Annotated in this window: 12 protein-coding genes; 3 read left to right on the top strand and 9 right to left on the bottom strand. The window is 34.1% G+C overall.

Annotated features, from left to right (window positions below; translation table 11 throughout):
• Window positions 1-2: 2 nt before the first annotated feature.
• The 9 genes from ACXAFS_RS10845 to ACXAFS_RS10805 all read right to left on the bottom strand — a co-directional run bounded on the left by ACXAFS_RS10845 (window position 3) and on the right by ACXAFS_RS10805 (window position 20112).
• Window positions 3-1292 carry a glycosyl hydrolase family 17 protein gene (locus ACXAFS_RS10845; RefSeq protein WP_475306927.1) on the bottom strand — a complete coding sequence of 430 codons (1290 nt, stop codon included), beginning with the start codon at window positions 1290-1292 and terminating at the stop codon, window positions 3-5.
• Window positions 1293-1304: 12 nt separating this feature from the next.
• Window positions 1305-4751, bottom strand: coding sequence for a hypothetical protein (locus tag ACXAFS_RS10840; RefSeq protein WP_475306925.1), 3447 nt, complete (start codon window positions 4749-4751; stop codon window positions 1305-1307).
• Window positions 4752-4837: 86 nt separating this feature from the next.
• Window positions 4838-5680 carry a glycoside hydrolase family 16 protein gene (locus ACXAFS_RS10835; protein ID WP_475306924.1) on the bottom strand — a complete coding sequence of 281 codons (843 nt, stop codon included), beginning with the start codon at window positions 5678-5680 and terminating at the stop codon, window positions 4838-4840.
• Window positions 5681-5692: 12 nt separating this feature from the next.
• Window positions 5693-7108, bottom strand: a complete 1416-nt coding sequence (locus ACXAFS_RS10830; protein ID WP_475306923.1) for a carbohydrate-binding protein — start codon at window positions 7106-7108, stop codon at window positions 5693-5695.
• A 12-nt stretch (window positions 7109-7120) separates the two neighbouring features.
• Window positions 7121-10309 (bottom strand): glycoside hydrolase family 2 TIM barrel-domain containing protein, encoded by a 3189-nt coding sequence (locus ACXAFS_RS10825; RefSeq protein WP_475306922.1) that lies wholly within the window; start codon window positions 10307-10309, stop codon window positions 7121-7123.
• A gap of 132 nt (window positions 10310-10441) precedes the next feature.
• The gene (locus tag ACXAFS_RS10820; RefSeq protein WP_475306920.1) at window positions 10442-12301 is read right to left on the bottom strand and encodes a hypothetical protein; all 1860 of its coding nucleotides are present in this window, start codon (window positions 12299-12301) and stop codon (window positions 10442-10444) included.
• Window positions 12302-12329: 28 nt separating this feature from the next.
• Window positions 12330-13841 carry a RagB/SusD family nutrient uptake outer membrane protein gene (locus tag ACXAFS_RS10815; RefSeq protein WP_475306919.1) on the bottom strand — a complete coding sequence of 504 codons (1512 nt, stop codon included), beginning with the start codon at window positions 13839-13841 and terminating at the stop codon, window positions 12330-12332.
• Between the two features lie 5 nt (window positions 13842-13846).
• Window positions 13847-17056 carry a SusC/RagA family TonB-linked outer membrane protein gene (locus ACXAFS_RS10810; protein WP_475306918.1) on the bottom strand — a complete coding sequence of 1070 codons (3210 nt, stop codon included), beginning with the start codon at window positions 17054-17056 and terminating at the stop codon, window positions 13847-13849.
• A gap of 236 nt (window positions 17057-17292) precedes the next feature.
• Window positions 17293-20112: a triple tyrosine motif-containing protein gene (locus ACXAFS_RS10805; protein ID WP_475306917.1), complete on the bottom strand. Its 2820-nt coding sequence runs from the start codon at window positions 20110-20112 to the stop codon at window positions 17293-17295.
• Window positions 20113-20460: 348 nt separating this feature from the next.
• On the opposite strand from ACXAFS_RS10805, the gene ACXAFS_RS10800 reads away from it, so the two are divergent.
• Genes ACXAFS_RS10800 through ACXAFS_RS10790 form a run of 3 tightly spaced genes read left to right on the top strand, consistent with a single transcriptional unit; the run spans window position 20461 to window position 24614 of the window.
• Window positions 20461-22743, top strand: coding sequence for a beta-glucosidase (locus tag ACXAFS_RS10800; RefSeq protein WP_475306916.1), 2283 nt, complete (start codon window positions 20461-20463; stop codon window positions 22741-22743).
• Between the two features lie 17 nt (window positions 22744-22760).
• The gene (locus tag ACXAFS_RS10795) at window positions 22761-23636 is read left to right on the top strand and encodes a carboxylesterase family protein (RefSeq protein ID WP_475306914.1); all 876 of its coding nucleotides are present in this window, start codon (window positions 22761-22763) and stop codon (window positions 23634-23636) included.
• 12 nt (window positions 23637-23648) lie between these two features.
• Entirely contained in the window at window positions 23649-24614 is a 966-nt protein-coding gene (locus ACXAFS_RS10790; protein WP_475306913.1) for an SMP-30/gluconolactonase/LRE family protein, read from the top strand.
• Window positions 24615-24641 lie beyond the last annotated feature (27 nt).

The following is a 24641-nucleotide window of genomic DNA, read 5'->3' as shown; positions in this document are numbered from 1 at the left end:
TGTTACCTATTTGCCATTATTTCTTCTTCAGATGGCGGCACTAAAGCATCTTTAAGAAGTGCTTTTTTATCGCCATTGTAAGTCTTAGTTATGGTATTACCATTCCTTGTTAATCTATCAAAAATTCCCTTGTCAACTAAATCCCAAATTGGGTATTTGGCTTTTCCTTCTATCGTAAATAATCCAAAATGATTTTCTGATCCATTTGGGTTGTGGGCATCCTTCCATTGCTCATTAAAAGCTTCAAAATAAAAACAAGAAATACCAGCTCTATTGGTCCATCTCCGCATTAATTTATAATACAAACCTTGTTTATATTCGTCTGTTGCTTTTGAACCATTAGGACCATAATGTCCTGTAGATGTTGTAGCCCAACCTGTCTCACCTATATGAATTGGTTTATTTACACCTAAGCTTTTCATGTAATTGGTAACACTGTCGTATTGCTTTTGAGCAAATTTTAAAGCACGCTCCATAGCCATTTCTATTTTAGTTGTATCTGGCATATTGGTATGTGCTTCTGGCACTCCCCAAAACTCTGGGTTATAGTGGGTATTGTGATAAGGATAGGTATGCATAGAGATAAAATCTACTGACTTTATCAATTCATTTAAATCCTCTACATGATACTTATCTTCACCGCCTCCCCAAGACGCAAAATCATCTGAGCTTGTTATCCAAAGATCTTTAGGTAATTTTTCTTGTTTTTTTAGCTCCTGAAGATGTTTTACCCATTTTAAGATAACTTCTGGCTGTACATAATAAGATGTTGCCCATTTTACCATAGCCTCATTGCCAACAGCTATTATTTTCACAATGTCTGGATATTGATTTGCCAGTGCCACAGCTCTTTTAATCTCACCAGCATTATTTGGACTTTCTATATTATGATTTGGCTCTTTACCTGTCCATGCATTTAGACAGTCAATCCAAGCACCAAGCATAACGTACATCTCAAAATTTTCATCTTCAATTTTTAATTCTGAAATAGCCTTTAAAACATTTGATGCATGAGGCAGTTTTGACTGAACATTATATGTTCTAAGTAATTTAACACCCATAGCAGAAAGAATTTTTAAATCTTCTTTTAATTCTGCAATTGTAGGCTGGCTGTCTCTGGTCTTTTCTCTATATCCTCCATAAGAAATAGCCAAATAATCTGGATTTCCTAATATATCTTTTGCTGTCACTTCTTTTTTAATTTGAGTTAAAGACTCTTCCTTCTTTTCATTTTTACAAGACATCATGAATATTACAGATAAAACACATACTATTATTTTTCTTTTTTTCATGATTGTTACCTTTTATTTTAAATGATCTTCTTTTACATGAACCGTTATAGACACTACATCTCCTGAACGACTGAACACTTTCTCACTCGTTTTCTTATCTAGTTCCATTTGGTCGAAGATTTGCTGTGAACCATCCTTAAATGATATAGTGGTTTTGTATTCATTTGAGATACTGTAAACCACTGGCACTTGGCAATAGGTAAATACCAACTGGTTGACATCAACTTTTAATGTAGATTCTTCACCATCTACATTGATATAATTGAATACTTGCGCTTCATTTAAAAACTCATCTTTTCTAAGCATACAAGGATTAAAAACAAGTAATCCGTCATTCATAAAAACACCTAGTTCTCCAAATCGACTAAGAATATCCTCTTTTACTTGTCCTGTCATTCCTGGTTGTTGGGCACCTTTACCTGCTGGTGTGTGTGAATAAGGATCGGTTGGAAAAGCACCATATAACTCTGGTGATTTGTGTACTCCAATACCCTCATTAATTTCGTAGTAATGCTCTAGTAGTCGACCTATCACTTCTGGTGATTCATTTTCTGCAATGGCTCTTTGACAAACTTCCATTACGGCTAATTGCAATTTTGAAACCATATGCCAATAAATAGAACCTAGGCCTTCATAACCATAAAACGTACCTGAACGACCTGTAAATGCTTTATGATTAAAAACATCTTCAAAAATTTGAAGTACTTTATGTTTTTCTGATTTAGCTAATTCTAAATGAGCTGGCTCACTAAGATTTTCTAAAGCCTGTTCTACATCATTTGCATTTTTGAAATTCCCGTTAAAATGGTAATCACCATTACTGTCTTTTTTAAGAATTTGCGTATTACCTTCAGACACTAATGTTTGTAACAGTTTAGAACTATGCACTGAACTTGAAGGAATCGTATTTCTATCCATGAAACCCTTAAGGTTTTTATAAGGATATAGTATATAACTATACTGATCTTCTCTAAACAGCTTACTCTGCTTAAGACCATCTAAAACGGTTAGATTTTCTTGAGAACTCAAATATCCAGAACTTAATACAGCTACCTGTCCTTCTAACATTTCATCTAAATAAGATATGGATACAGAAGTAGCATCCTCAACTGTCATTAAGTTGTATGCATGGTAGAGGTTATCTTCTCTTTTGTTAGCTCTTATAGAATGTTCAAGGTGTTTAATCGCAGACTTAGTAAAATCTAAAATATCATTTAGACTTACTTTTAGTTTATCACCAGAGAAAGAGTTATTATAGATATGTTCCCTGAAATTACTACCTGCTATACCTAGAAAGTCTAATAATTGTTTCCTTGTAGCATCGTCAATCTCACTATTTAAAATGGATTCGTTTTGCTTAAATGAAGATTTTACAGCATTGAAAAATTCAGAAATCTCTGAAGAAACTTCAATTTCATCTACAGAAGTATTTTGAAAAACACCTTCAAAAAACTTTAAAAATCGTCTGAGATAATAAAGTGTAACCATAGAAACACCATTGCCAACTAATGCATTATTGGCGTCGTTCCATTCTGGCCTTTGCGTATTCATCCATATACCTCCTTCTGGTATAAAGTTGGAAAGCTTAGCTAAAGTTGTTGCTAAAATCTTTTCTATAAAATTAGCTCTAACAACTTTTCCGTTAGAGTATTGTAACAAAGCTCCATCTGCACCAATCTTGTCTCTTTTTAATCGTATTTCTTTGTCAGAATCTTCATCAAACTCTATAGTATCCTTTGGATTATTTAAAACATCTTGATGCACTTTAATCCTATAAGGCACATTAGCATAGACAAAAATATCTTGAGAGAAGAAACTTTCTAATTTCCCTGGATTATAGTCTTCTATAAACTCTAGAAACTTCAATAAATATATGATTTGATGATCTCCCCAATACCCTATGTAAGACCATGGATCGTCTGGCTCAATGGTTTCCCAATCAAATCCTCCTTTTGTAACTCGGTAAGGATTATAGCCATCAAAAGTGGTAGCATTAAGGAACTTATGAATCATATTTTCAATAAACTCTGGATAAGAAGCGGCAAGCGCCTCCCAGTTTTGAAAAATATCTCTCCAGTTACCTTCATAGTCTAAGATTTTAGAACCATCTACTTCACTTCGTGTATTTATAGAAAATTTATTCCAAGGTCTACTTGGATCACCATGTCTTCTACTAAATTTTAGTGGTAAATATTCTAAAGCTAGCCTCTTAAAATCCTTATCATCATTCCAGTTTGCAAATTTTCTTAATGTCTGTAAAGAAAATGTTTCAGGCAAATCCTGTAGCAATTGTTCACAATTACGACAGACATCTTTGTTGGCATTCTTTAAATAGTTTTTAAAATCCCATTTTTCGATATTATAGCCATCATCAAAAATACCACCACGCATTATATTAAAAAGTGTATTCGAAAAATGTCTGGTATCTCTAAAATTATCTGATGTTAATTGCAAGCCATCTGATGATGCATTAAGCTTTATTAACTTTTTTGTACCTAGTTGAATATTGGCTTCAACCTTATTTAAAAGTTGGCTATCAGTTTTTATTTGTTTTGAAATGGCAACAATGTCTGAGGCATCTTGATTAACATTAGCAACAATAACCCAATCGTTAGATGCTTTTGGGTTTAGCTGCATTGCTGTATTAACAAAGTAAGCACCTTTTTCAGCCTTAACATCGGTTTCTTGTCTAACCTTACCAAATTTTCTAAATTCATCTAACTGTAAAGAAGAGAGTAAATACTTAGGATTATCAATACCTAAAGACCAAGCAATATTAGCCTTAAGCGCTTCACTTGGCTCTGCTTTATCAACTATAATAGCACTTAATGCAAATATTCCAACTCCAGACTCTTCTACTAACTCAGTTCTCTTATATGCATCTACCAAGTTACTGCTTGCATTCTGTAAAGCACTACTAACACCGTAAGGCATTACATTTTGAATTCCGTCTACAAACTCTACATCAACAGATTGCTCAGTATTATTTGTTAAAGTTGATTTTTTTACAAAACCGTAGATATTACTAGAACACCATTCGTACCTGTAAGTAAGATTTAAATCAAGATTTTCTTCTTCAAAAATTATGGCATTACCATAAATGCTTTTGTATAAGTTTCTTCGTATAGTATACTTATCTTGGAATCTGATAGAAAAAGGTTCCCATATAAATCTATCATCATTTTTAGTGACTTGAAGAATTATTTTAGGCCCAGTAATTTCAGAAGACTCTGTTATTTTATCATCTGAATAATAAGGAAATAATGCGTATTCAGAATTCTTTCTTCCAGCAGTTAAACCTCCATTACTTGATATAAACATCCAATGGTTAGAGTCGCTAACGATGCTCATAAAGAATGGACGCATCTTATCACTATTAGATATTTTAAAATAAGCCTTATCATTAATTGTAATAGGCTCTAATCTTACATCTCTATCTTGTGTAACTATATCTTTCAATGTCTTAGTAATTCGTAGTTATAAATTTTATAGATAAGGGTCAAAAAGGTCAAGATTGTAAAACTCCTGACCTTTAGTTTTTTTTATTAATTAGCTGAATAGACTCTTACGTAGTCTACATACATTGTTTGTGGGAATACTGTGTTTTCATTTGGATTACCATCAAAAGCACCACCAACGGCTAAATTTATTATGATAAAAAATGGACCATCGTTAAAAACCCAGTCACCTGTAACATCTTCAGGAGTGATTTGATTATAAAGTACATCATCAATATAATAGTTGATATAATTCGGTCCCCATTCTATACCATAAATATGAAATTCAGAGTCTACACGACTATCAGTAAATTCATATTCTTTTACAACAGCATTACCTCCAGAATATCCTAGTCCGTGAACTGCACCACTAACAATCGTTGGTTTAGAACCACCATTTTCCATAACATCAATTTCACCACAAAATGGCCAGCTAACTTCATCAATATTGGCACCTAATAGCCAAAATGCTGGCCACATCCCTTTACCGTAAGGCAATTTCATCCTAGCTTCAAAGCGTCCATACTTTTGTTCAAAAAGTCCTTGGGTTAAAAGTCTTGCAGACGTATATCCAGAACCTTCAAACTCTTCTTGAATTGCAGTTATTTTTAACATACCATCTTCTACGATGACATTTTCTGGTCTGTCTGTATAATATTGAAGTTCGTTATTTCCCCATCCGTTTTGACCAGTTCCAATATTATAATTCCATATAACCGGATTTGGTGCACCATCCACATCGAACTCGTCTTGCATGGATAATGTGTTAAAATTTGTAACATCTTGTGTTTCGTCTGGATTGCAATTGGTAATTAAAACCATTGCACCTATAAAAAGCGAGCTACATATGAAGATTGATTTTAACTTATTACTTAATATTCTATTTTTCATTTTTTAGCATTTTTAGTTTTCTGCGTAGAAATAAATATTATCTACAGAGAGGTTAGCAATATTATTATCTGTAACAAATAACATCATACCTAATGCATCTCTAGATGTAAGACCAGCAAAGCTTGATAATGGTATATCAAACTCCACCCATTCATTACTTAACAACTCTGACCCTGTTATTTGATATGATCCTAAAATGCCGTTAGGCAATGTGAAATTATTGTGTAATTCCATATTTATATAGTCTGATGCATCTACAGTTTCATTAACTCTGAATTCTATGTGTAGGTGAGTCATATCGGTAGCATCAACTGGCTCTACACCACTGCCGTCTCTACCATAAAATTCAATAGCAACAAAGTTGAGCATTGTGTAGTCTATTATGTTATTACCATTTTCATTCACAGCACCACCTAGAGTTGTTTGAAATGGCTCGTAAAATCCATTATAATTATCAACTGGTACATTAGCAAAAACATCACTAAAAATTGAAATTACGTCAATATCTACAGCTTCAACTGTTAAAGAACCTTCTGCTTCAACGCCTCCCAAGCTAGCAGTAATAACTGCTGTATTATCACCTCCTTGACCTGGGCCATCTACAGAAACAATACCCAATTCATCAACAGAAGCCACAAATGGATTTGATGTTTCAAAATCAAAATATGAAGGTGTTGCAGAAACAGTTACATCTTGTCCATTAGGAAGGTTAGCCGTATAACTTAAACCTATTAGTGGTACTGAGGTGCCAATGTTAGTTTGTGCTGTCTGGTCTTGTCCTCCCAAAATCCTTGGTCTAGGTTGACCGATAGTTCCTAAGCTTTCAAAACGAATCTCGTCTAACCAAAATGTAAAACCAAATCCATTAGTGCTTTGAGAACCTGCTGCGAAAGCAAACATACCTTTTTCTTGAACTAGTTTCGAAGGATCTGGAATTGGTATAATATACTTTTTCCAATCTGTTGACAGCTGTACATTTTCTAGTGTAACAGCATACTTATCTTCTTCAAAATCTGTCCCAAAACCAAATAGACCTACTGTTGCTGTTGTTGATCCTTTAGCCCAAAATGTTAAAGCATTATATCTCGTTAAATCTCTTCCTTCTCCTCTATCTTTAAATATTCCACCTATAAATCCACCATCTGGATCATTAGGTGCTGGCACATCAATTCTAATAGATGTTGACCCTTCAAAAGCTTCATTATCATCTGTACCAAATCCATTGGTGTTTGCACCAAATGCAGGATCAAATGATATAAAAAATTCATCCGTTAAACCTACAGGAGTGTCCGTAAAAACTTCTGCTGTAGAAGGAAATGTTGCCAATTCCACATCATCAGAAAAACCTCTTTCGCAACTAATCATTACGACAGATATCAACCCAACTAAAGGTAAGATGATGTTATATTTTAAATTTATGTTTTTCATAATCATAGAATTTTATTTACCAATATTAATATGGATGTAAGTTCTTATTTCCCACTCCGAACCATCAGGAAACCCTACTGGACTTATAGCTGGTGGTGAATTTGGATTGGTTGAATTTGGATCAGTCGCTAGAGGTGAATACCTTGGTGAATTTTGGTCTAAGGATCTCCAAGTTCCTCTAATTCCCACCTGTGTACTAGGTAAAATAAACCAATCTGGTTTTCCGAGTGTCGTTGAAACATCTAGCATTAATTGTAATGGGAATGTTAAGTTGAAATCTCTGTGGTAATCAAACGGTCCCCAATCATTTACCTTTACATGAGACATTACTTTAAAGTTCTTATAAAGCATTCTCACATCACCACCAAAACGCGTAATAGTTCTATCAGAATCACCATTACCCTGTCCATTACCATAATAGAAGTTACCTATAATTCCTAAGTCAGGATTTAGCTTAGAAACAATGCGTGTGTGTGCTTCCCATAAATCTTCAGCTGGTGCTGATTCAGCAAACGCGAAAAATGTACGATTAGCTAAGAAACCAATGTGTGCATCTTGTGTTGTTGGTAAATGTCTGTAAACAAATCCTGCACTTACAGCAAACTTAGCATCTTCTTCTCTGTCATTGTTCCACTCATACATCCATGTTCCCGGTGTAGGATCAAAGGTGAATAAAATTTCACCAGCCGTAGTTTCTCGGTTTCCACCCCTTACGGCAAAAGGATCGTCAATGACATTTCTTAATCTACCAGGTGCAAATACACCATTTGGCATTGGATCTACTAATGGCTTTTGCCACATAAAGTTAGGTGCTACCTGTACATTTCCGAAAGAATATGTGAAACCTGATAAGAAATTTGTCATATTACCACTACCAGAATCCTTAAGTCTCCAACCTGTAAAAGTTCTTGTTTGATCTGCACCGCCATTAGCTACAAGACCCATGTAAGATCCTTGGGCATACCAATTGAATCGTCCTTTTTGATACGTTACTTTGGCCTTGGCTCCCCAATTATCCTTACTGTTGATTTTGTCTACAACAACTACATCATTGTCTTCCTCATACATTTGAAAAGAACTTCCATTTAATGGATTACCACCCCAAATACCACCTAACGTTACACCAAAACTACCAAAGTCTCTTTCTATAGCTAAAGTAGCTCTCTCTGTTGGCCAAGGTGGAATTATACCAGAACGTACCTGATTAGGATTTAATACACGTCTGCCATTTTCATCAAACTCTAAATCTGTATTAAGATCTCTATGATAGATACCTGTTACGTCCCAGTTAAGGATATTTCTTGAATATTTTAACAACATTGTTGGGTTAGCGCCCCACCAAAGTTGAGGACCAAAGGCTGCTTTCAAACCTTCTAACTCACCTTTAGCATCTACTTCAACACCTAAAATCTCACCATTGTAAATATCTAGGTTTGGACCATAATTAGCTTCTGGATAAAGGTTGAAGAAATCTCCCTCGTAAGCCCAATGGTAATGACCTGTTCTGTAAAATCCTCTTAGGTCAAACTCTTTAGCCTTCCACTCAAATTCTGCTTGATATACTCGTAATCTGTTGAAGTCAGCAATCTCAACATCAAGATCATTTCCACCTTCAACTCCAACAATTGTTACAGGTCTACCTACATTCTCGTAAAAAATTTCATTTATAGGGTTTTCTGCTACATTACCTAAAATATTGAACTCTACATTAGCTCTCATATTTGCTGCAGGTTTTCCCTGTATGCCAACAAAGTATGATTGCATATGGTCAAAACCTAATTGATTAGGAAATACATTGGCATTTGGATCTTCAGTATCTGGTGTAGTAATTAAACTACCTCCTGTATTGAACGTAGTGAATTGAGCTGACAACCTACTTATACTCAATTTTTCTGAATCACCGCCTCCTAATGCAGCCTTATCTCCTCTAGCTCTAAGAACCGCGTCCATAACATTTATGTTATTGAAATAGTTATAAAGAAAATCTTGATTTACACCTTCACCATATGGATCTAATTCATGTACTTCCTTAAGTGCATAGTATGCAGCTCTTGGGTAAAGTGTATATAAACCTCTTGCATCAGTCGGTCCCTTTGCACAGATACCAAACCATTCTTCATTCATGTTATTTTGACCAGGCTCTAAATCCATGTAATAACCGCCATTTGGCCATGATGCATTGTTATCATGAACATCTAGGTTTTTGGTTTGCCCAAATTTCCACCAACCGTCACTAAACTGAAATGTGAATCCACCAATAGAATTTCCTGCTTTTCCTAAACCTGCTGCGTTTTGATAAATATCTTTCCAATTTTCTACATCAAAATAAGCTTGCATGTATTGGTCTTCTTTGTTGTCTTTAGCATTAAATGCATCTGATCCAAACTCCGCAAAAAGTATTGGCATATCTAACTCATCATTAACACGTTGAAAAGCATCACCAAATGAAACACCTCTATACATGTTAGTTCCGTAGATATCTATGTCTTTACATTCTTGTTTAACGATATCTAAATACAATAAGTCGCCATTACAAATTGCTACAGGATGTGATTGATCAATGGCTTTTACTTCTTTTGCGGCATCATTAAATGCTTTATATAGTGCTCTCGCAGCAGCTATTTTTCCGGTATCTTCAGCACCTTCTATAGGAATAGCTTCCGTCTCAGCACCAGTCCAAGATAAATGGTAATTATTTTCGTTACCTATCATATACAGAAGTAAACCTGGAGTGTCCTTATAGGTATTTGCCATATCGATGGCTTCTTGCATAAGAATTTCTCTGGTAGCCTCATCTGCATAATCAGTTTGAGGAGTCCAAGCTCCATTTATCGTTAAACCGTATGCTCCGAATGTAATATTGAGCATTGTGTAAATACCATAATTTTCATATATGTATTGTATCCATTTAGGCTTAAGACCATAAGTTCTTATAACATTGACACCCATATTTTTTAAGAGTAACATCTCTTCATCTAAGGCTGCCTTAATAATATCGTCTGATCTTCCCCAAATGCCTGTATCAGTAATGGTAGAGCCAATAGGTACATAATCCCAGTTCATCCCATTAATCATCATATTTTCTCCGTTAACAACAAGTCTGAAACCGTCAGTACTTTTTACAACAGATACTTTGTCTGATTGTGCTAGTGCAAATGATACACTAAACATAAAGAACAGTACAATTAGATTATTTTTCATATAGTAAGTTTTATGTTTTTATTTTGATTGATTAAGGTAATCAGCCTTCTACTTAAGATGTGCTTCTTAATCTGAGCTGATAGGTCAATACATGGTAAATATTGACCTATCTCAGACTTTTGAACTAAACAATTATTGTTTCACAAATTTGAAAGACCACCAGCCATCGCCAGCAACCTGAATATCAAGATTTAAAGTATTACCACCGTCTGTTAACTCGGTTAAGTATGTTATAGAGTCCGGTGCATCTGTAGGAATAGCTAACTCTGCACCATTGATTACTTTTGCAAGTCCCATGTAAGCACCTGCTCCATCAATGGTTAGTGTCCCAGCACCTTCGTCATAAGAATACGTTGCAGAAGCTGTTCCGTCATGTGGAAAAACAGGTGTACCACATGCTTCCGGATCTGTACCTTGCCATGCTTCTAACCAAGTTTCACTTCCTAAAACATTTTGAAAAGACCCATCTGAATTAAACACGTAATCATCATCAAACAGACAATCTCTTGTTGTTACATCTTCTGATGAATTAGACCACCATGACACATCATTTTGTCCAGGACCAACACCTAAGGCTCCAGCCTCTGGCGCCAATCTCCAAGTACCTACTAATGGGTTAGCAGGAGGCACATCCTTTACTAGTTTAAATGACCACCAGCCATCGCCAGCAACCTGAATATCTAATTCTAAAGTATTACCATCATCAGAAAGTTCCGCTAAATACGTAATTGAACTAGGTGCATCTGTAGGGTTTGCAAGTTCAGCTCCATTAACAACTTTTGCCAATCCCATGTAAGCACCTGCACCGTTTATTGTTAATGTACCAGCGCCAGAATCGTAATCATATGTCGCACTTGCAGTTCCGTCATGTGGGAATACAGGTGTGCCACATTGTTCTGGATCGAATCCTTGCCATGGTTCTAACCACGTTTCACTTCCTAAAACATTTTGGAATGATCCGTCAGCATTAAACACGTAGGTATCATCAAAAAGACAATCTCTTGTAGCAACATCTTCTGATGAATTAGACCACCATGATACATCGTTTTGTCCTGGTCCCACACCTAAAGCACCAGCCTCGGGAGCTAATCTCCAAGCTCCCTCTAAAGCTGAAGGAGCTGGAGGTGCATCTTTAACAAATCTAAATGACCACCAACCATCACCTGCTACTTGAATTTGTAGTGTTAATGATAAACCATCATCTGACAATATATATTGATACGTTCTTGATTCTGGGACAGTATCTCCAGAAGCTAACTCAGCATCATTAACCACTTTTGCTAATCCCATAAAAGCGCCTGTACCAGTAATTGTAAGTTCACTTCCTGTAAACTCATATGAAGCTGTAGCAGTTCCATCATGTGGAAAAACTGGTGTACCACAGGCTTCTGGATCTGTACCTTGCCATGGCTCTAACCATGTTTCAGCACCTAATACATTTTGAAAAGAATTATCTGCATTAAATACATACTCATCATCAAACAAACAGTCTCTAGTGGCAACATCTTCAACTGAATTAGACCACCATGACACATCACCTTGCCCTGGACCAACACCCAACGCTCCTGCTTCTGGAGCTAAACGCCAAGTTCCAAAAAATGGATTGTCTACAGGGTCTGGATCTGGTTCCTGAAAAATAACAGTATAATCTTCGGATATGGAAACATCATTTCTACCTGGAAGTGACGCAGTAACCGTAATAGTATATGTTGCTGTTTCCTCAGGATATTCATAAGTTACCATTGGTCCACTAGTTTCAAAAACATCAGCATCATCATTAGGGTTACCAAAATCTACAGTATAAACTATACGTCCATCTGGTGGTATTGTAGTAGCTATAACACCTATTCTGTTACCTTCTGGATTCAATTCAGCAATATTGAAATCCAAACCTTCAATTATGTTTAATTGGTCATCTTCTTCACAAGAAAATGAAACACTTAACATCAATAATGCTAAAATGTAATAAACGCCTTTTTTAAATATTTTCATTTTAATCTAATTTTTGTTCAACACTTTTTTAATATCCAGGATTTCCCCAACGCTCCTCTGCTTGAGCTAATTGCAACTCAATTAACGGTATTGGGAAAACTTCATTTTTATTTGCAGTAAAGCCTTCTATCGTTGAGGCTGCTCTGTTTGTTCTTACTAAATCAAAGAATCCATGACCTTCACCAGCCATTTCTTTTCTTCTTTCTAAATAAATAGCTTCTAATAAATCTCCTTCCGAAGATGTATAGTCATGACTGTTATCTCCATATGCTCTGGCTCTTACCATATTAAGATAGTTTTCTGCATTGCCACCACCACTTTGAGCTTCAGCTTCAGCAGCCATTAGTAACACATCTGCATATCTTATAGCACGATAATTTTGAGAGTAATTTAATGGGTCTGAACCAACACCATCATCTACTTTACGTGGCATATATTTTCTGTTGAACAAACCTGTATCGTCCCTTCCTTGCGAGTAAGAGTCTTGCGCATCCCTTAAATCGAAAAATGTAACATTTCTTCTTATATCACCATCTTCGAATAAGTCATATAACTCTACGGATGGTAAACAAAAGCCCCAACCAGCATTATAGGTTGTATCACTAAACGGTGATCTAGGACCACAGAACTGTGGGAAATAAGTGCCTTGACTACACTCAATACAACCCCAACCAGCAGCTTCTATACCAGTATATTGAATTTCGAAAACTGCTTCAGAGCTATTTTCTCCTTCTCCTTCAAAAAGCATTTCGTATGAGCTACCTATTGTTAAAGCATATTGATTACTTGATATTACTTGATTTAAAGCTGTTGCTGCATCTGAATACTTACTCTGATCAAATTTTCCATGATACAAGTATACTTTACCTAACAAAGCTTGGGCTGCACCTTTAGTTACTTCATATGGTAAATCTTGTGTAACAGGAAGATTAGGAATAGCTTCCTTTAAGTCTTCTTCGATTAAAGCATATACCATAGCAATGTCTGAAACGCGCTCCATAGAAAATTCATCTTCAGGAAAAATACGTTGGTCTGTAATTCTTAAAACTCCATTTCTGTCTTCAGTTTTTAATGGTACATTACCAAAGAATTTAGCAAGTTCAAATGTGTAATAGGCTCTAAGAAAATAAGCTTGAGCAATTATTTCATCCTTACCATCAAAATCGGTTTTATTTTTAAATTCTAAAATAAAATTAGCTCTGTTTAAACCTGCATACATTAATCCCCAAATACTACGCAATTGATTTTCATCAGCAGGAGTATGTATCATCAAATTAATATTTTGAAGTGTCGGCTGATCGTAATTAAAAGCATCACCGCCAGCTGCATAATCTGGAGACGCAACAATACCAGTAAGCACATTCCAAAATGTTGCTTGTAGCATATCGTAAGTACCTATAAGGGCACTTTCGTATTCTTCTTGATTATTGAAGAAATCCGAATCGTTGAATCCATCTGGTTCTACCTCAACAAAATCATCAGTACAACCAATTGTATAAAGAGCTATGAAGCTCAATAGTATTATTAACTTTCTTTTCATAACAATTAAAAGTTTAAATTAATTCCTAATAAATAAGACGCTGCAACCGGATAAAAACCGTTATCAATTCCACCACCAAGTGGAGCACCTGAATTGGCAGAAGGGTCAAAACCGAAATAATCTGTAAGTGTAAATAGATTATTACCAGAAAGATAAATTCTAAATTTATCAACTCCAACAGTTGAATTGAATTTTTCGCCGAATGTATATCCTATCTGTACATTTTGTAAACGTAAGAATGAAGCGTCTTCTACATAAAAATCAGAAAACTGATCAGTATTAATGTTTGCTCCTGCTACTGCTCTTGGTACTGAATTACTGGTACCCGTACCTTGCCATCTATCTAACATATAAGTTCCTCTATTGGCATATAAATCTTTACGCTCGTAATTTCTAACCATTTCATGACCAACAGATGCAAAAGCATTGGCACTAAAATCTATATTTTTGTACGTAAATCCGATATTAATTCCGAAAGTGGCATCTGGTATTGGATCACCTAAATTTGTGCGGTCTTCTGCAGTGATTTCACCATCTCCATTTGTGTCAACAAATATTAAATCTCCTGGTGCCACATCTCCAATAGTACTGTATGTGCCTGATGGTGCAGTGGCATTTAGAGCGTCAATTTCTGCTTGTGTTTGATAAATACCATCTGTTTTATAACCGTAATAATGACCTAGTGGTAAACCAGGTTGCATACGCGTTATGTCAGTAATTCCTAGTCCAACACCATACTCACCTCCAACAGGTGTGGTTCTTCCATTCAAAGAAATTACTTCATTATCTATAGTTGTTACATTAAAATTGATATTGAATTTAAAATCATCACCTATATTATCATTATATCCAATTGCAAATTCTAATCCTGTATTTCGAACCGTACCAGCATTAACTACAGAAGGACCTGTTGCTGGTGCACCAACACCAGTAACAGCTGATGCTTGTGGTGTAAGTAATAAATCTTTAGTTTGTTTTCTGTAAGCATCTGCAGAGATATTTACTTTGTTATCAAACAAGCGAAGGTCTAGACCAATGTTAGCCGTTTCTTGTTCTTCCCATTTTAAATCTGGATTTCCAGGTCTACCTGGTGCTAACCCAAATAATAAGTTATCTGAACCAACATCTATAGTGGCCTGTCCATCTAATCTTGTTATAAAGGAAAATGGAGGTATTCTGTCGTTTCCTATTATACCATAACTTGCTCTTAATTTTAGATTATTAATCCAGTTTACTTCTTGCATAAAGTTTTCCTCAGATATATTCCAACCAATTGATCCTGATGGAAAGTATCCTACGTTGTTATTATTTTCTGAGGAGAATTGAGAAGACACATCGCGTCTTAAAACTGCGGACAATAAATATTTACCTTTATAATTGTATTGAACCCTAGTAAAAATAGAACTTAAACGTGCATCATACCAATCTGCTCCATTAGCTAACTCAGCAAGATTAAAACGCTCCATATTTTCTCTATCCATACCTTGATCCCAAATGGTTTGACCAAGCTGATTATTACCAACCTGAGTAATACCACCCAGTCCATAGTAATATCCTTTTGTTCTATATAAAGACATACCTAATAGTGCCGTAAGATCGTGATCATTATTAAAGGTTTTTGAATATGTAATAAAGTTGTCCAAGGTGAAATCAGTAAAATCTGCACCGTAATCTACAACTTCATTTATGTAAGCGTTATCCGTGTAGCTATCAATTTGTTCTTGGTTAAGGTTGTTTAAAGCTAATTGAATAGTATTAAGCCCTTTACCACCACCATAATACACTTCTGGTCTAAAAATATCATCTCTAACATTAGCATGGTTACCTTGAAAGCGAGACGTTACTGTAAAATGATCCCAAAACTTATATTCTAAACCTAACACACCACTCCATCTCGCTACCCTAGTAGTATTATAAGTATCATTAATCTGAGCAATCGGATTAATAATTTCAATTTGGCTTATTTGATTTGCAAGAGAGTAATTTTGACCCTGTTGATTAAAAAAAGGATGAATAACAGTAATTTCATCACCATTTTGATCAATTTGTGTTATAGTTGGGATATTATCATTGAATACAGCCATATTTGGATTAATATTTACAGCATTATACAATACAGCTCCAATACCACCTTCTGCTAAATTTTGTTTTTCAGATAAGGTATGTAATCCGTTTGCAGTTACTTTTAAGTTTGGTAAAATATCGTGCTGAAAATTTAAGCGTGCGGTTAAACGCTCAAAATTATTTTTGCTTCCACCAACGATACCATCTTGGTTTAAGTATGAAATACCAGCAGAATACGCTGACTTTTCACCACCACCTGTTACATTTAGACTTACATTAGATATCCATGCACGTTCAAAAACTTCATCTTGCCAATCTGTACCTGAATTAGGATACACAAAAAACTCTGTAGCATCTGCTGCATCATTTACATAAATGGCAAAATCCCTAGCATTTAACAAATCCATTTTTTTGCTAGTAAACTGTTGCCCTGTATATGTATCCAACTGAAACTTTAATCCGGTATTTTTTCTACCCGATTTTGTGGTAATTAAAATTACACCATTTGCAGCTTGTACACCATAAATACCAGCAGTGGCATCCTTTAATACGTTGATACTCTCTATATCGTTAGGGTTCAACACAGATAAATCTGATATCCTATTTCCATCAACCAAAATTAATGGTGCATTATCTCCGTTAGTAGTAATACCTCTAATTCTAATGTTTAGACCACTACCTGGAGAGCCAGAGTTAGATGTTATGTTAACACCTGCTATTTGACCTTGGATAGCTTGCTCAACCCTAACAGGATTAAGTTTCTCAATAGACTTTGAGTCTAAAACACTTACGGCACCTGTTACTTCTTTTTTAGTTTGAGTACCATACCCAATAACCACTACTTCATTTAAAGATTGTGCATCTTCTTGAAGAACAATGTTTAGCGGATTAGCATTTGTAATGGTGATTTCCTGAGTTATAAAACCAAGGTATGAAACCACGATAATAGAGTTTAAGGGAACATCATTTAATATAAAATTGCCATCAAAATCAGTTGATGCTCCTTTAGTTGTGTCCTTAACTAATATATTGACACCTGGAAGTGGTTGACCTGAAGATGCTTCGGTAACTGTACCTGAAACATCTACATTCTGACCATGAATTGCCATGCATAGAAACAAAGCAAAGAATGCAAAAATTTTGATTTTCATAGTTAGTTAGATTAGTTATAGCAACTTAAAACAAAAAATTATGGAAATCGTAAAAAAAGACTATACAAAAAATATACAATTCAAAAAAACACTGCAAAATTTATGAATATGATATTAAAAAGCTGTTAAATACAGTGTTTTGAGTAGTTTTGCCTTAATTACAAAAAGTCTATTGTAGTGATGTGTGGCCTATATGTATAGGCAATGTATAGTCCTTTTTAGCTAGTTTAGGCGGATTACAAATCTAAAATATAGTCTGTAAGACTTTGTTCGTGGTCTAATCCCATTTTTTTTCGCAAACGATATCGCTTTACCTCTACACTTTTATGCGAAATATTTAATAATGGTGCTATTTCTTTCGAAGACAGGTTTAACCTTAAATAAGCACACAATCTTAAGTCATTTGGTGTGATTGAAGGATGTAGTGATTTTATTCTTTTCATAAAATCCTTATCTACATTATTAAAGGCTTCTTCAAAAAGTTTCCAGTCACTTGTGTTATTTAAATTAGAGTTTATTAGCCTAACAACACTCTTTACATCATCCAAAGACTTACTCTTAGACAACTCTTCTTTTATATTGTTTAGTAATTCATTTCGTTTTACCAAATTCATGGTTGCTGCACCAAGCTCTCTGTTTTTGTTTTCAATATCTAATTGTAGATTTTGATTTTTAAACTGAATAAGTTGTCTTTGGTTTTCTAACTGCTCTAGTTCTAATTCTCTTTGTTTCTTTTCTAGTAATTTCTGTTTTTGCTTTTTATAGTGCCTACTATTAAAATACTGTATTAAGAATAGAAATAACAACCCAAAAACAATATAAGTTGCAATAGCCATAGGTTTTAAATACCATGGTTTCTCTATAGTAAAGTTATATGAAGCGGTATTGCTAGACTCAATTCCGCCTAAATGCGCCTTAACCTCAAATTTGTAATCACCATGAGGAAGATTTTCAAAGTGAATCTCGGACTTAGCCGACCAATCACTCCAATTATCATAAATACCTTCCAATCTGTATTTATACTTAGTGTTTGAATACTTGTTATAATCCGTAACACTATATTTAAAGAGAATACTATTATTCTTATTTTCTAATTCTGCAGGTTCGTTTACTCCCAGCTGAATCGATTCGTTGTGCAATGAACTGAAAGAGATATTATCAATATTAACCTGTTTTGGGTCTAGATTGAGTTTATTTAAATTTAAAATTAAATAACCATCGTTGGCTCCGATTAAATATTCATCTTTATCAATATTGAGAATATTTTCATAACCTACCTTACTATTTCTTAGCTCATAGGATATTGGTATATTATTAACCTTTAGCTTTTCTGAGAGCGTTCCTGGCTCAACAAAAAGAATATTATTTTTATTAAACAACCATAATCTTTCATTGTTTTCTTCATACACTAGTTTACCCGAAAGATAATTATCACCTTCAATTAACTCACTCAGCTCATTGTCCTTTATAAAATTAGTTGCTTTCTCATCATAGCTATAAACACCATCTTTATTACAGTAAAGTATGCTTTCTTTATACTTTGTGATACTTGATTTTGGACCTTCTTCAACATCTAATTTTTTTAAGTCTACAACCTTATTGTAATCTGAATTCACTTTTATTTTATAGACTCCTTTATATTCGTGATTAATCAATAACTCATTTGAATTTATAAATTCAAAATATCTTGAAGACATATCAAAACCGTCAATCTTATTTCTAAAAGACCAACCCCCATTTTGTAGTTCTAGAACACTTAACCCTTCGTACCCTCCTTGTAAAACTAAATTTGGATTACCATTAATTTCACTAAATACCCAAGATCCTATCTCTCCTTTTAATAGCTCAGCTTTGTCTTTATTTATTATGAAAGTACCTTTATCATGCCCACAGAATAATGTACCCTTTATATACTTTAAACTCCAGACCTGTCCTTTGGTTTTTTCAATAAAATTAAATTTAGAATCTAAATTTATATTCTTGTAAAAAAGCCCTTGATTGGTACCCAAATATAGATTGTCATCAACTTTTATCGATGCGTATAATGTTCCTAATACACCTTGCTTATCCTTATAGACTTTATAAGGAGACTCTAGATTAACACAATTAATACCGTTATCTAAACCTAACCACAAGTTACCTTGTTTATCTTCTAAGGCAGACAACACAGTGTTATTACTTAGTCCGTCCGATTGATTTATTCTAAGGATTTTATCACCATTTGAAGACATCTGTAAAATACCCTCTGATATAGTTCCCAAAAGAAAACTCCCATCTTTAAGTCTTATACAGCTATATATACTCTTTCCCTTAAGGAAATTATCTATTTCCGAATTCCACTTCGATACTAATCCATTTGAATAACTGTAAATTCCATTTTCTTTTGTAAAAAACAACAATTCATTTTCAACTCTAGATATGTTTATAATTTCGTTATCATCAAATTCTTCCGAAGAAATAACTAAGTTTTCTTCACCATTTAAAATTTCAAAAACACCCGTTCCGTTTTTTTGAAAGTAGATAGTATCATCAATCTTGAATATTTTATTGATTCTGTTATTTGAATCTATAATCCTAAAGTTATCGGCATCAATATTATAAATATATATTCTGTCTAAAGATTGAAATAAAATATAATTGTCAATTTCTAATATATGCCAAAACTCTTCATCCTCTTTTATTTTAATATCTCTGTCACTTATCAATGATTTATACTCCAGACCACCCCTTTCGTTCTTTTTCCAAAAACCAAAATCCATATAACTGCCTGTGTAAATTCTTTCATCAATTACATTTACCGATCTTAAAATAGATTGATTAGGTGTCGGAAACAATTCCCATCTAGCACTGTTGTATCTAAGTAATCCTTTATTATTTGCAAAATAAATTACTCCTTCACTATCTTGTGATATACACCAATTTTGATCTTCTGCCTTATAGTCTTGAGGATAAAAAACTTGAATTGGAGGTAATTCTTGACAATAGCTTACAAAACCAATAAACAGGCAAATTATCCGGAAAATGTTATTAAGCTTATAATTAAAGTTAAGCAACATAATTTAGTCATTGTATTAACTTTGTTAAGGTAGTAAATTTATATGTATTTAAGTATAACAAAGGATAAAGTTAATTTTGTAGGTGACATGTATTGTTTTATTTTTTATAATTATTAAATCGTTAAGCATCATAAATCATAGAAAAACAGAAATTTAAACCAACAAAATAATTTTTATTCACTTTCCTCAGGTCTTATAAACCTTATTAATCTTATATGCAACAAATGTTTTAATGTTCGCATGATAAGTCTTATTCTAATTTTCCCTTTTAAGGTAGTTTTACTTCATGGTAATTTGTGGTCTTAAATTAGAGTCATTAAACTAACAAAAACATCAAACAATCTAAAAATGAACAAAGTCTTTAAATATACTTTTTTTATTCCTATTCTATTATTTATTATTGGATGTAATAAATCAGAAAACTTAAATTCAAACTCAAGGTCTAAAACTTTGAGCGATGCAGAAATAGAAGCAAAAATTGATTCTATTATTCCACTTCTAACGCTTAAAGAAAAAGTAGATTTATGTCATGCACAATCTAAATTTAGCACTAAAGGTGTAGATCGATTAGGTATACCTGAGATTTGGATGTCTGATGGTCCTCATGGTGTAAGAGCAGAAATAAGTTGGGACTCTTGGGATTATGCTGGCTGGACAAATGATTCCATAACAGCCTTTCCGGCATTAAGCTGTTTAGCCTCCACATTTAATCCCAACCTAGCAAATTTATATGGCAAAGCAATCGGTGAAGAAGCACGTTATAGAAAAAAAGATGTTCTTCTAGGGCCTGGTGTCAATATTTATAGAACACCAATGAATGGACGTAATTTTGAATACATGGGCGAAGATCCATTTTTAGCTTCTAAGATGGTGGTACCATATATAAAAGGAGTTCAAGAAAATGGTGTTGCAGCATGTGTAAAGCATTACGCATTAAACAACCAAGAGCATTGGAGAGATATAGTAAACGTTGAAGTTAGCGATAGAGCGCTACACGAAATCTACCTTCCAGCATTTAAAGCAGCTGTTAAAGAAGGAAACGTATGGTCTATTATGGGAGCTTATAATAAGTTTCGTGGTCAATACACCACACACCACGAATTATTAACCAAAAAAATCTTGAAAGAAGACTGGGCTTTTGATGGTGTAGTGATAAGTGATTGGAGTTCTACTCATAGTACCAAAGAAGCTGCATTTAATGGTTTAGACATAGAAATGGGAACAGGTACTGATGGTTTAGGTACCACTACCGCAAATCATTATAGTCATTATTTCCTAGCAAACCCTTTTTTAGAAGCACTAAAAAAAGGTGAAATACCTGTTAGTGTTATTGATGACAAAGTAAGACGAGTATTACGTTTAAGATTTAGAACTAACATGAGTAACAATCAAGCATTAGGAAGAGCAAACAATAAAGAACATCATGATGTAGCCAGAAAAATAGCAACAGAAGGAATTGTACTTCTTAAAAACGACAATAATATCTTTCCTTTAGAAGATAAAGCAGGAATAACTATTGCTGTTATAGGTGAAAACGCAACACGGTCTATGACAAAAGGTGGTGGTTCATCAGAATTAAAACCAAAATTTGAAATTTCGCCACTTCAAGGGTTAAGAGAACGATATAAAAATGCCAAAATAGTACATTCCATTGGCTATGCTTCTGGCCCTTCTGTTTACGATCAAGTATTACCATCGCCTTATAATGCGGATTCATTAAGAACAGAAGCTATTAAAGTGGCAAAAACTGCAGATATTGTGTTATTTGTTGGTGGTTTAACAAAAAGTCACTTACAAGATTCAGAAGGTAATCATGATAGAGAACAGTTTGACTTACCCTTCGGTCAAACAGAACTATTAAATGATATCAAGGCACTTGATAAGAAAATAGGCTTTGTACTTGTTTCTGGCAACGCTGTAGAAATGCCGTGGTTAGATTCTGTTGATGGCTTAATACAAACCTGGTATTTGGGTTCTATGGCAGGTCATGCAATTGCAGATGTTATTAGTGGAGACGTAAACCCTTCTGGCAAACTCCCTTTCTCTTTTCCAAAAAAACTAGAAGACAATGGAGCTGTTTATTTTGGTCCAGAATCTTATCCTGGTGTTAATATTGATGAAGAATATCTAAAGGACAAAGGAGCCACAACTCTAGGCTCTGAAGTCAACCCATCTGTAAGCCCTACGCAAGAATATAAAGAAGACATCTTAGTAGGATACCGTTGGCATGACACAAAAGCTATTGCACCTCAATTTGCTTTTGGATATGGTATGTCCTATACAAAATTTGAGTTTAGCGATATTAAATTAAAAAATCAAGATGACTCTTTAACAGTGAATTGTGTTGTAAAAAATACTGGAAATATAGATGGTGCTGAAGTCGTGCAGGTTTATATTGGAAAAACTGATTCAAAAGTAAAACGTGCCTTAAAAGAACTTAAAGGTTTCTCTAAAGTATTTGTTAACAAGGGGGAAAGTCAAACTGTATCAATTACAATAAATAAATCTGATTTAGCATTTTATGATGAATCAATATCTGATTGGAATCTAGAAAAAGGAGATTATGAGGTACATATAGGTAATTCATCCAACAATATTTATAAAAAATTAAGTTTTAGCATTAACCAATAACTTTTAGTAAAACACAAATGAAAAAAGTAAACACTTTTTTTATGTTAATAGCTTTAGTTAGCCTCATTGCTTCATGTAATGAGGCTTCTAATAATTATAAAAAAAGTCTTACTGATAAAAAAGTCGATTCAATACTTGCAAAGTATAGTTTCAAGGCTTCAAATGGTCTTGATATTCCGTATAGATTATTTAATCCAAAAAAAATCAACAAAGAAAAACTTCCTTTAATAATTTTTTTGCATGGACGAGGAGATCGTGGGACAGATAATGGTTCACATATTTATAGAGAAGCAGGATTTATTATTAACCAAAATTCTATTCTCAGTAAAGAAATGCAAACTAAGTATGCTTGCCATATTTTAATTCCTCAATGTTCAGATAAAACCGAAAACGAAGAATGGGCAAAATGGGTTGGAAATTCGCCCGAAACTCCTTTTAAAGGACTTGGTAAAGATGGCTCTTACACAATGAATCCTGAACCTTCGGAATCTGGTGAAGCTACATTAGAACTAATCAAAGAAGTTATATCTAACAATAACATCGACCCAATGAGAGTCTATATAATTGGAGTGTCTATGGGTGGATTTGGAGTCTGGGAGTTTGTTGCAAGACAACCAGATTTATTTGCTGCTGCAGTACCAATGGCTGGTTATTCAGACCCTTCTCAGATAGAAAAAATTAAACATATTCCGTTTTGGATTTTTCATGGGAATATTGACAAATGGAATCCTGTTGAAGGATCAAGAAATATGTATAGAAAACTATTAGAAAGTGGCGCAGATGTAAAATATACTGAGTATAATAACACAAAGCATAGTGAAGCTTTCAAAAAAGCGTTTAAAGAAGAACAGTTACTTCCTTGGCTTTTTTCTAAAATAAAACAAGAACTATAAAAATCTAAATCAATGAGAATTCTTACTCTTATGTTAACTGTATTTTTACTCGTAAGTTGTGTTTCTAAAAACAAACAAAAAGATGAGACTACCATATCCTCTGAAAACGATTTGGTCACCATAGCTTACAAAGCAGAGGCAAAATTAGGTGAAGGAGCAATTTGGAACCATGAAAAAAATCAATTGTATTGGGTAGACATAGAGGGTAAGTCATTAAATATTTTTGACCCAAAAACTAATTCAAATCGTTCTTTCCCAACAAGCTCACATATTGGTACCGTTGTTCCAAAGGGTGAAAACGAAGCCATTATAGCTCTAGCTGATGGAATATATGTAATCAATGTTGATTCTGGCAAAATAAATCTATTCCTTAATATGGAAGAGTCTTTAAAAGACTCAAGACTTAATGACGGAAAATGCGATCCATCAGGAAGGCTCTGGGTCGGCTCAATGCATTGGCAGCAAGAAAAAGGAAAAGCAAAATTATTCACAATTAATAATGATGCCTCATTTGCCACAAAAATTGACAGTGTTACAATATCTAACGGTATTGTATGGACTAAGGATACAAAAACTATGTACTACATAGATACTCCAACATCCCAAATAAAGGCTTACGATTTTGACAATGCGACTGGAAGTATTTCTAACGAGCGAGTTGCTGTAGAAATTTCGGAAGATCTAGGCTATCCCGATGGAATGGCGATTGATGAAGAAGATATGGTTTGGGTTTGTATGTGGAATGGAAATGCAGTTGTTAGATTCAATCCAAAAACAGGTGATATACTTCAAAAGGTTGAGATACCAGCCCATAATATTACATCTTGTGCTTTTGGTGGTGAAAACTTAGAAACATTATATATCACATCTGCTAAAATCGACATGACAGAAGAAGAAAAAACAAAATATCCTAATGCAGGCTCAGTATTTAAAGTAAATGTTGGTGTAAAAGGTGTTAAAAGCCAATTCTTCAAATAACAAAACTAACCTCACAGAAATATTAAA

It is taken from the genome of Winogradskyella sp. ABM4_392, from assembly GCF_056160445.1.
The sequence above is the reverse complement of the archived record's forward strand: the minus strand, read 5'-3'. Positions and strand labels throughout refer to the sequence as shown.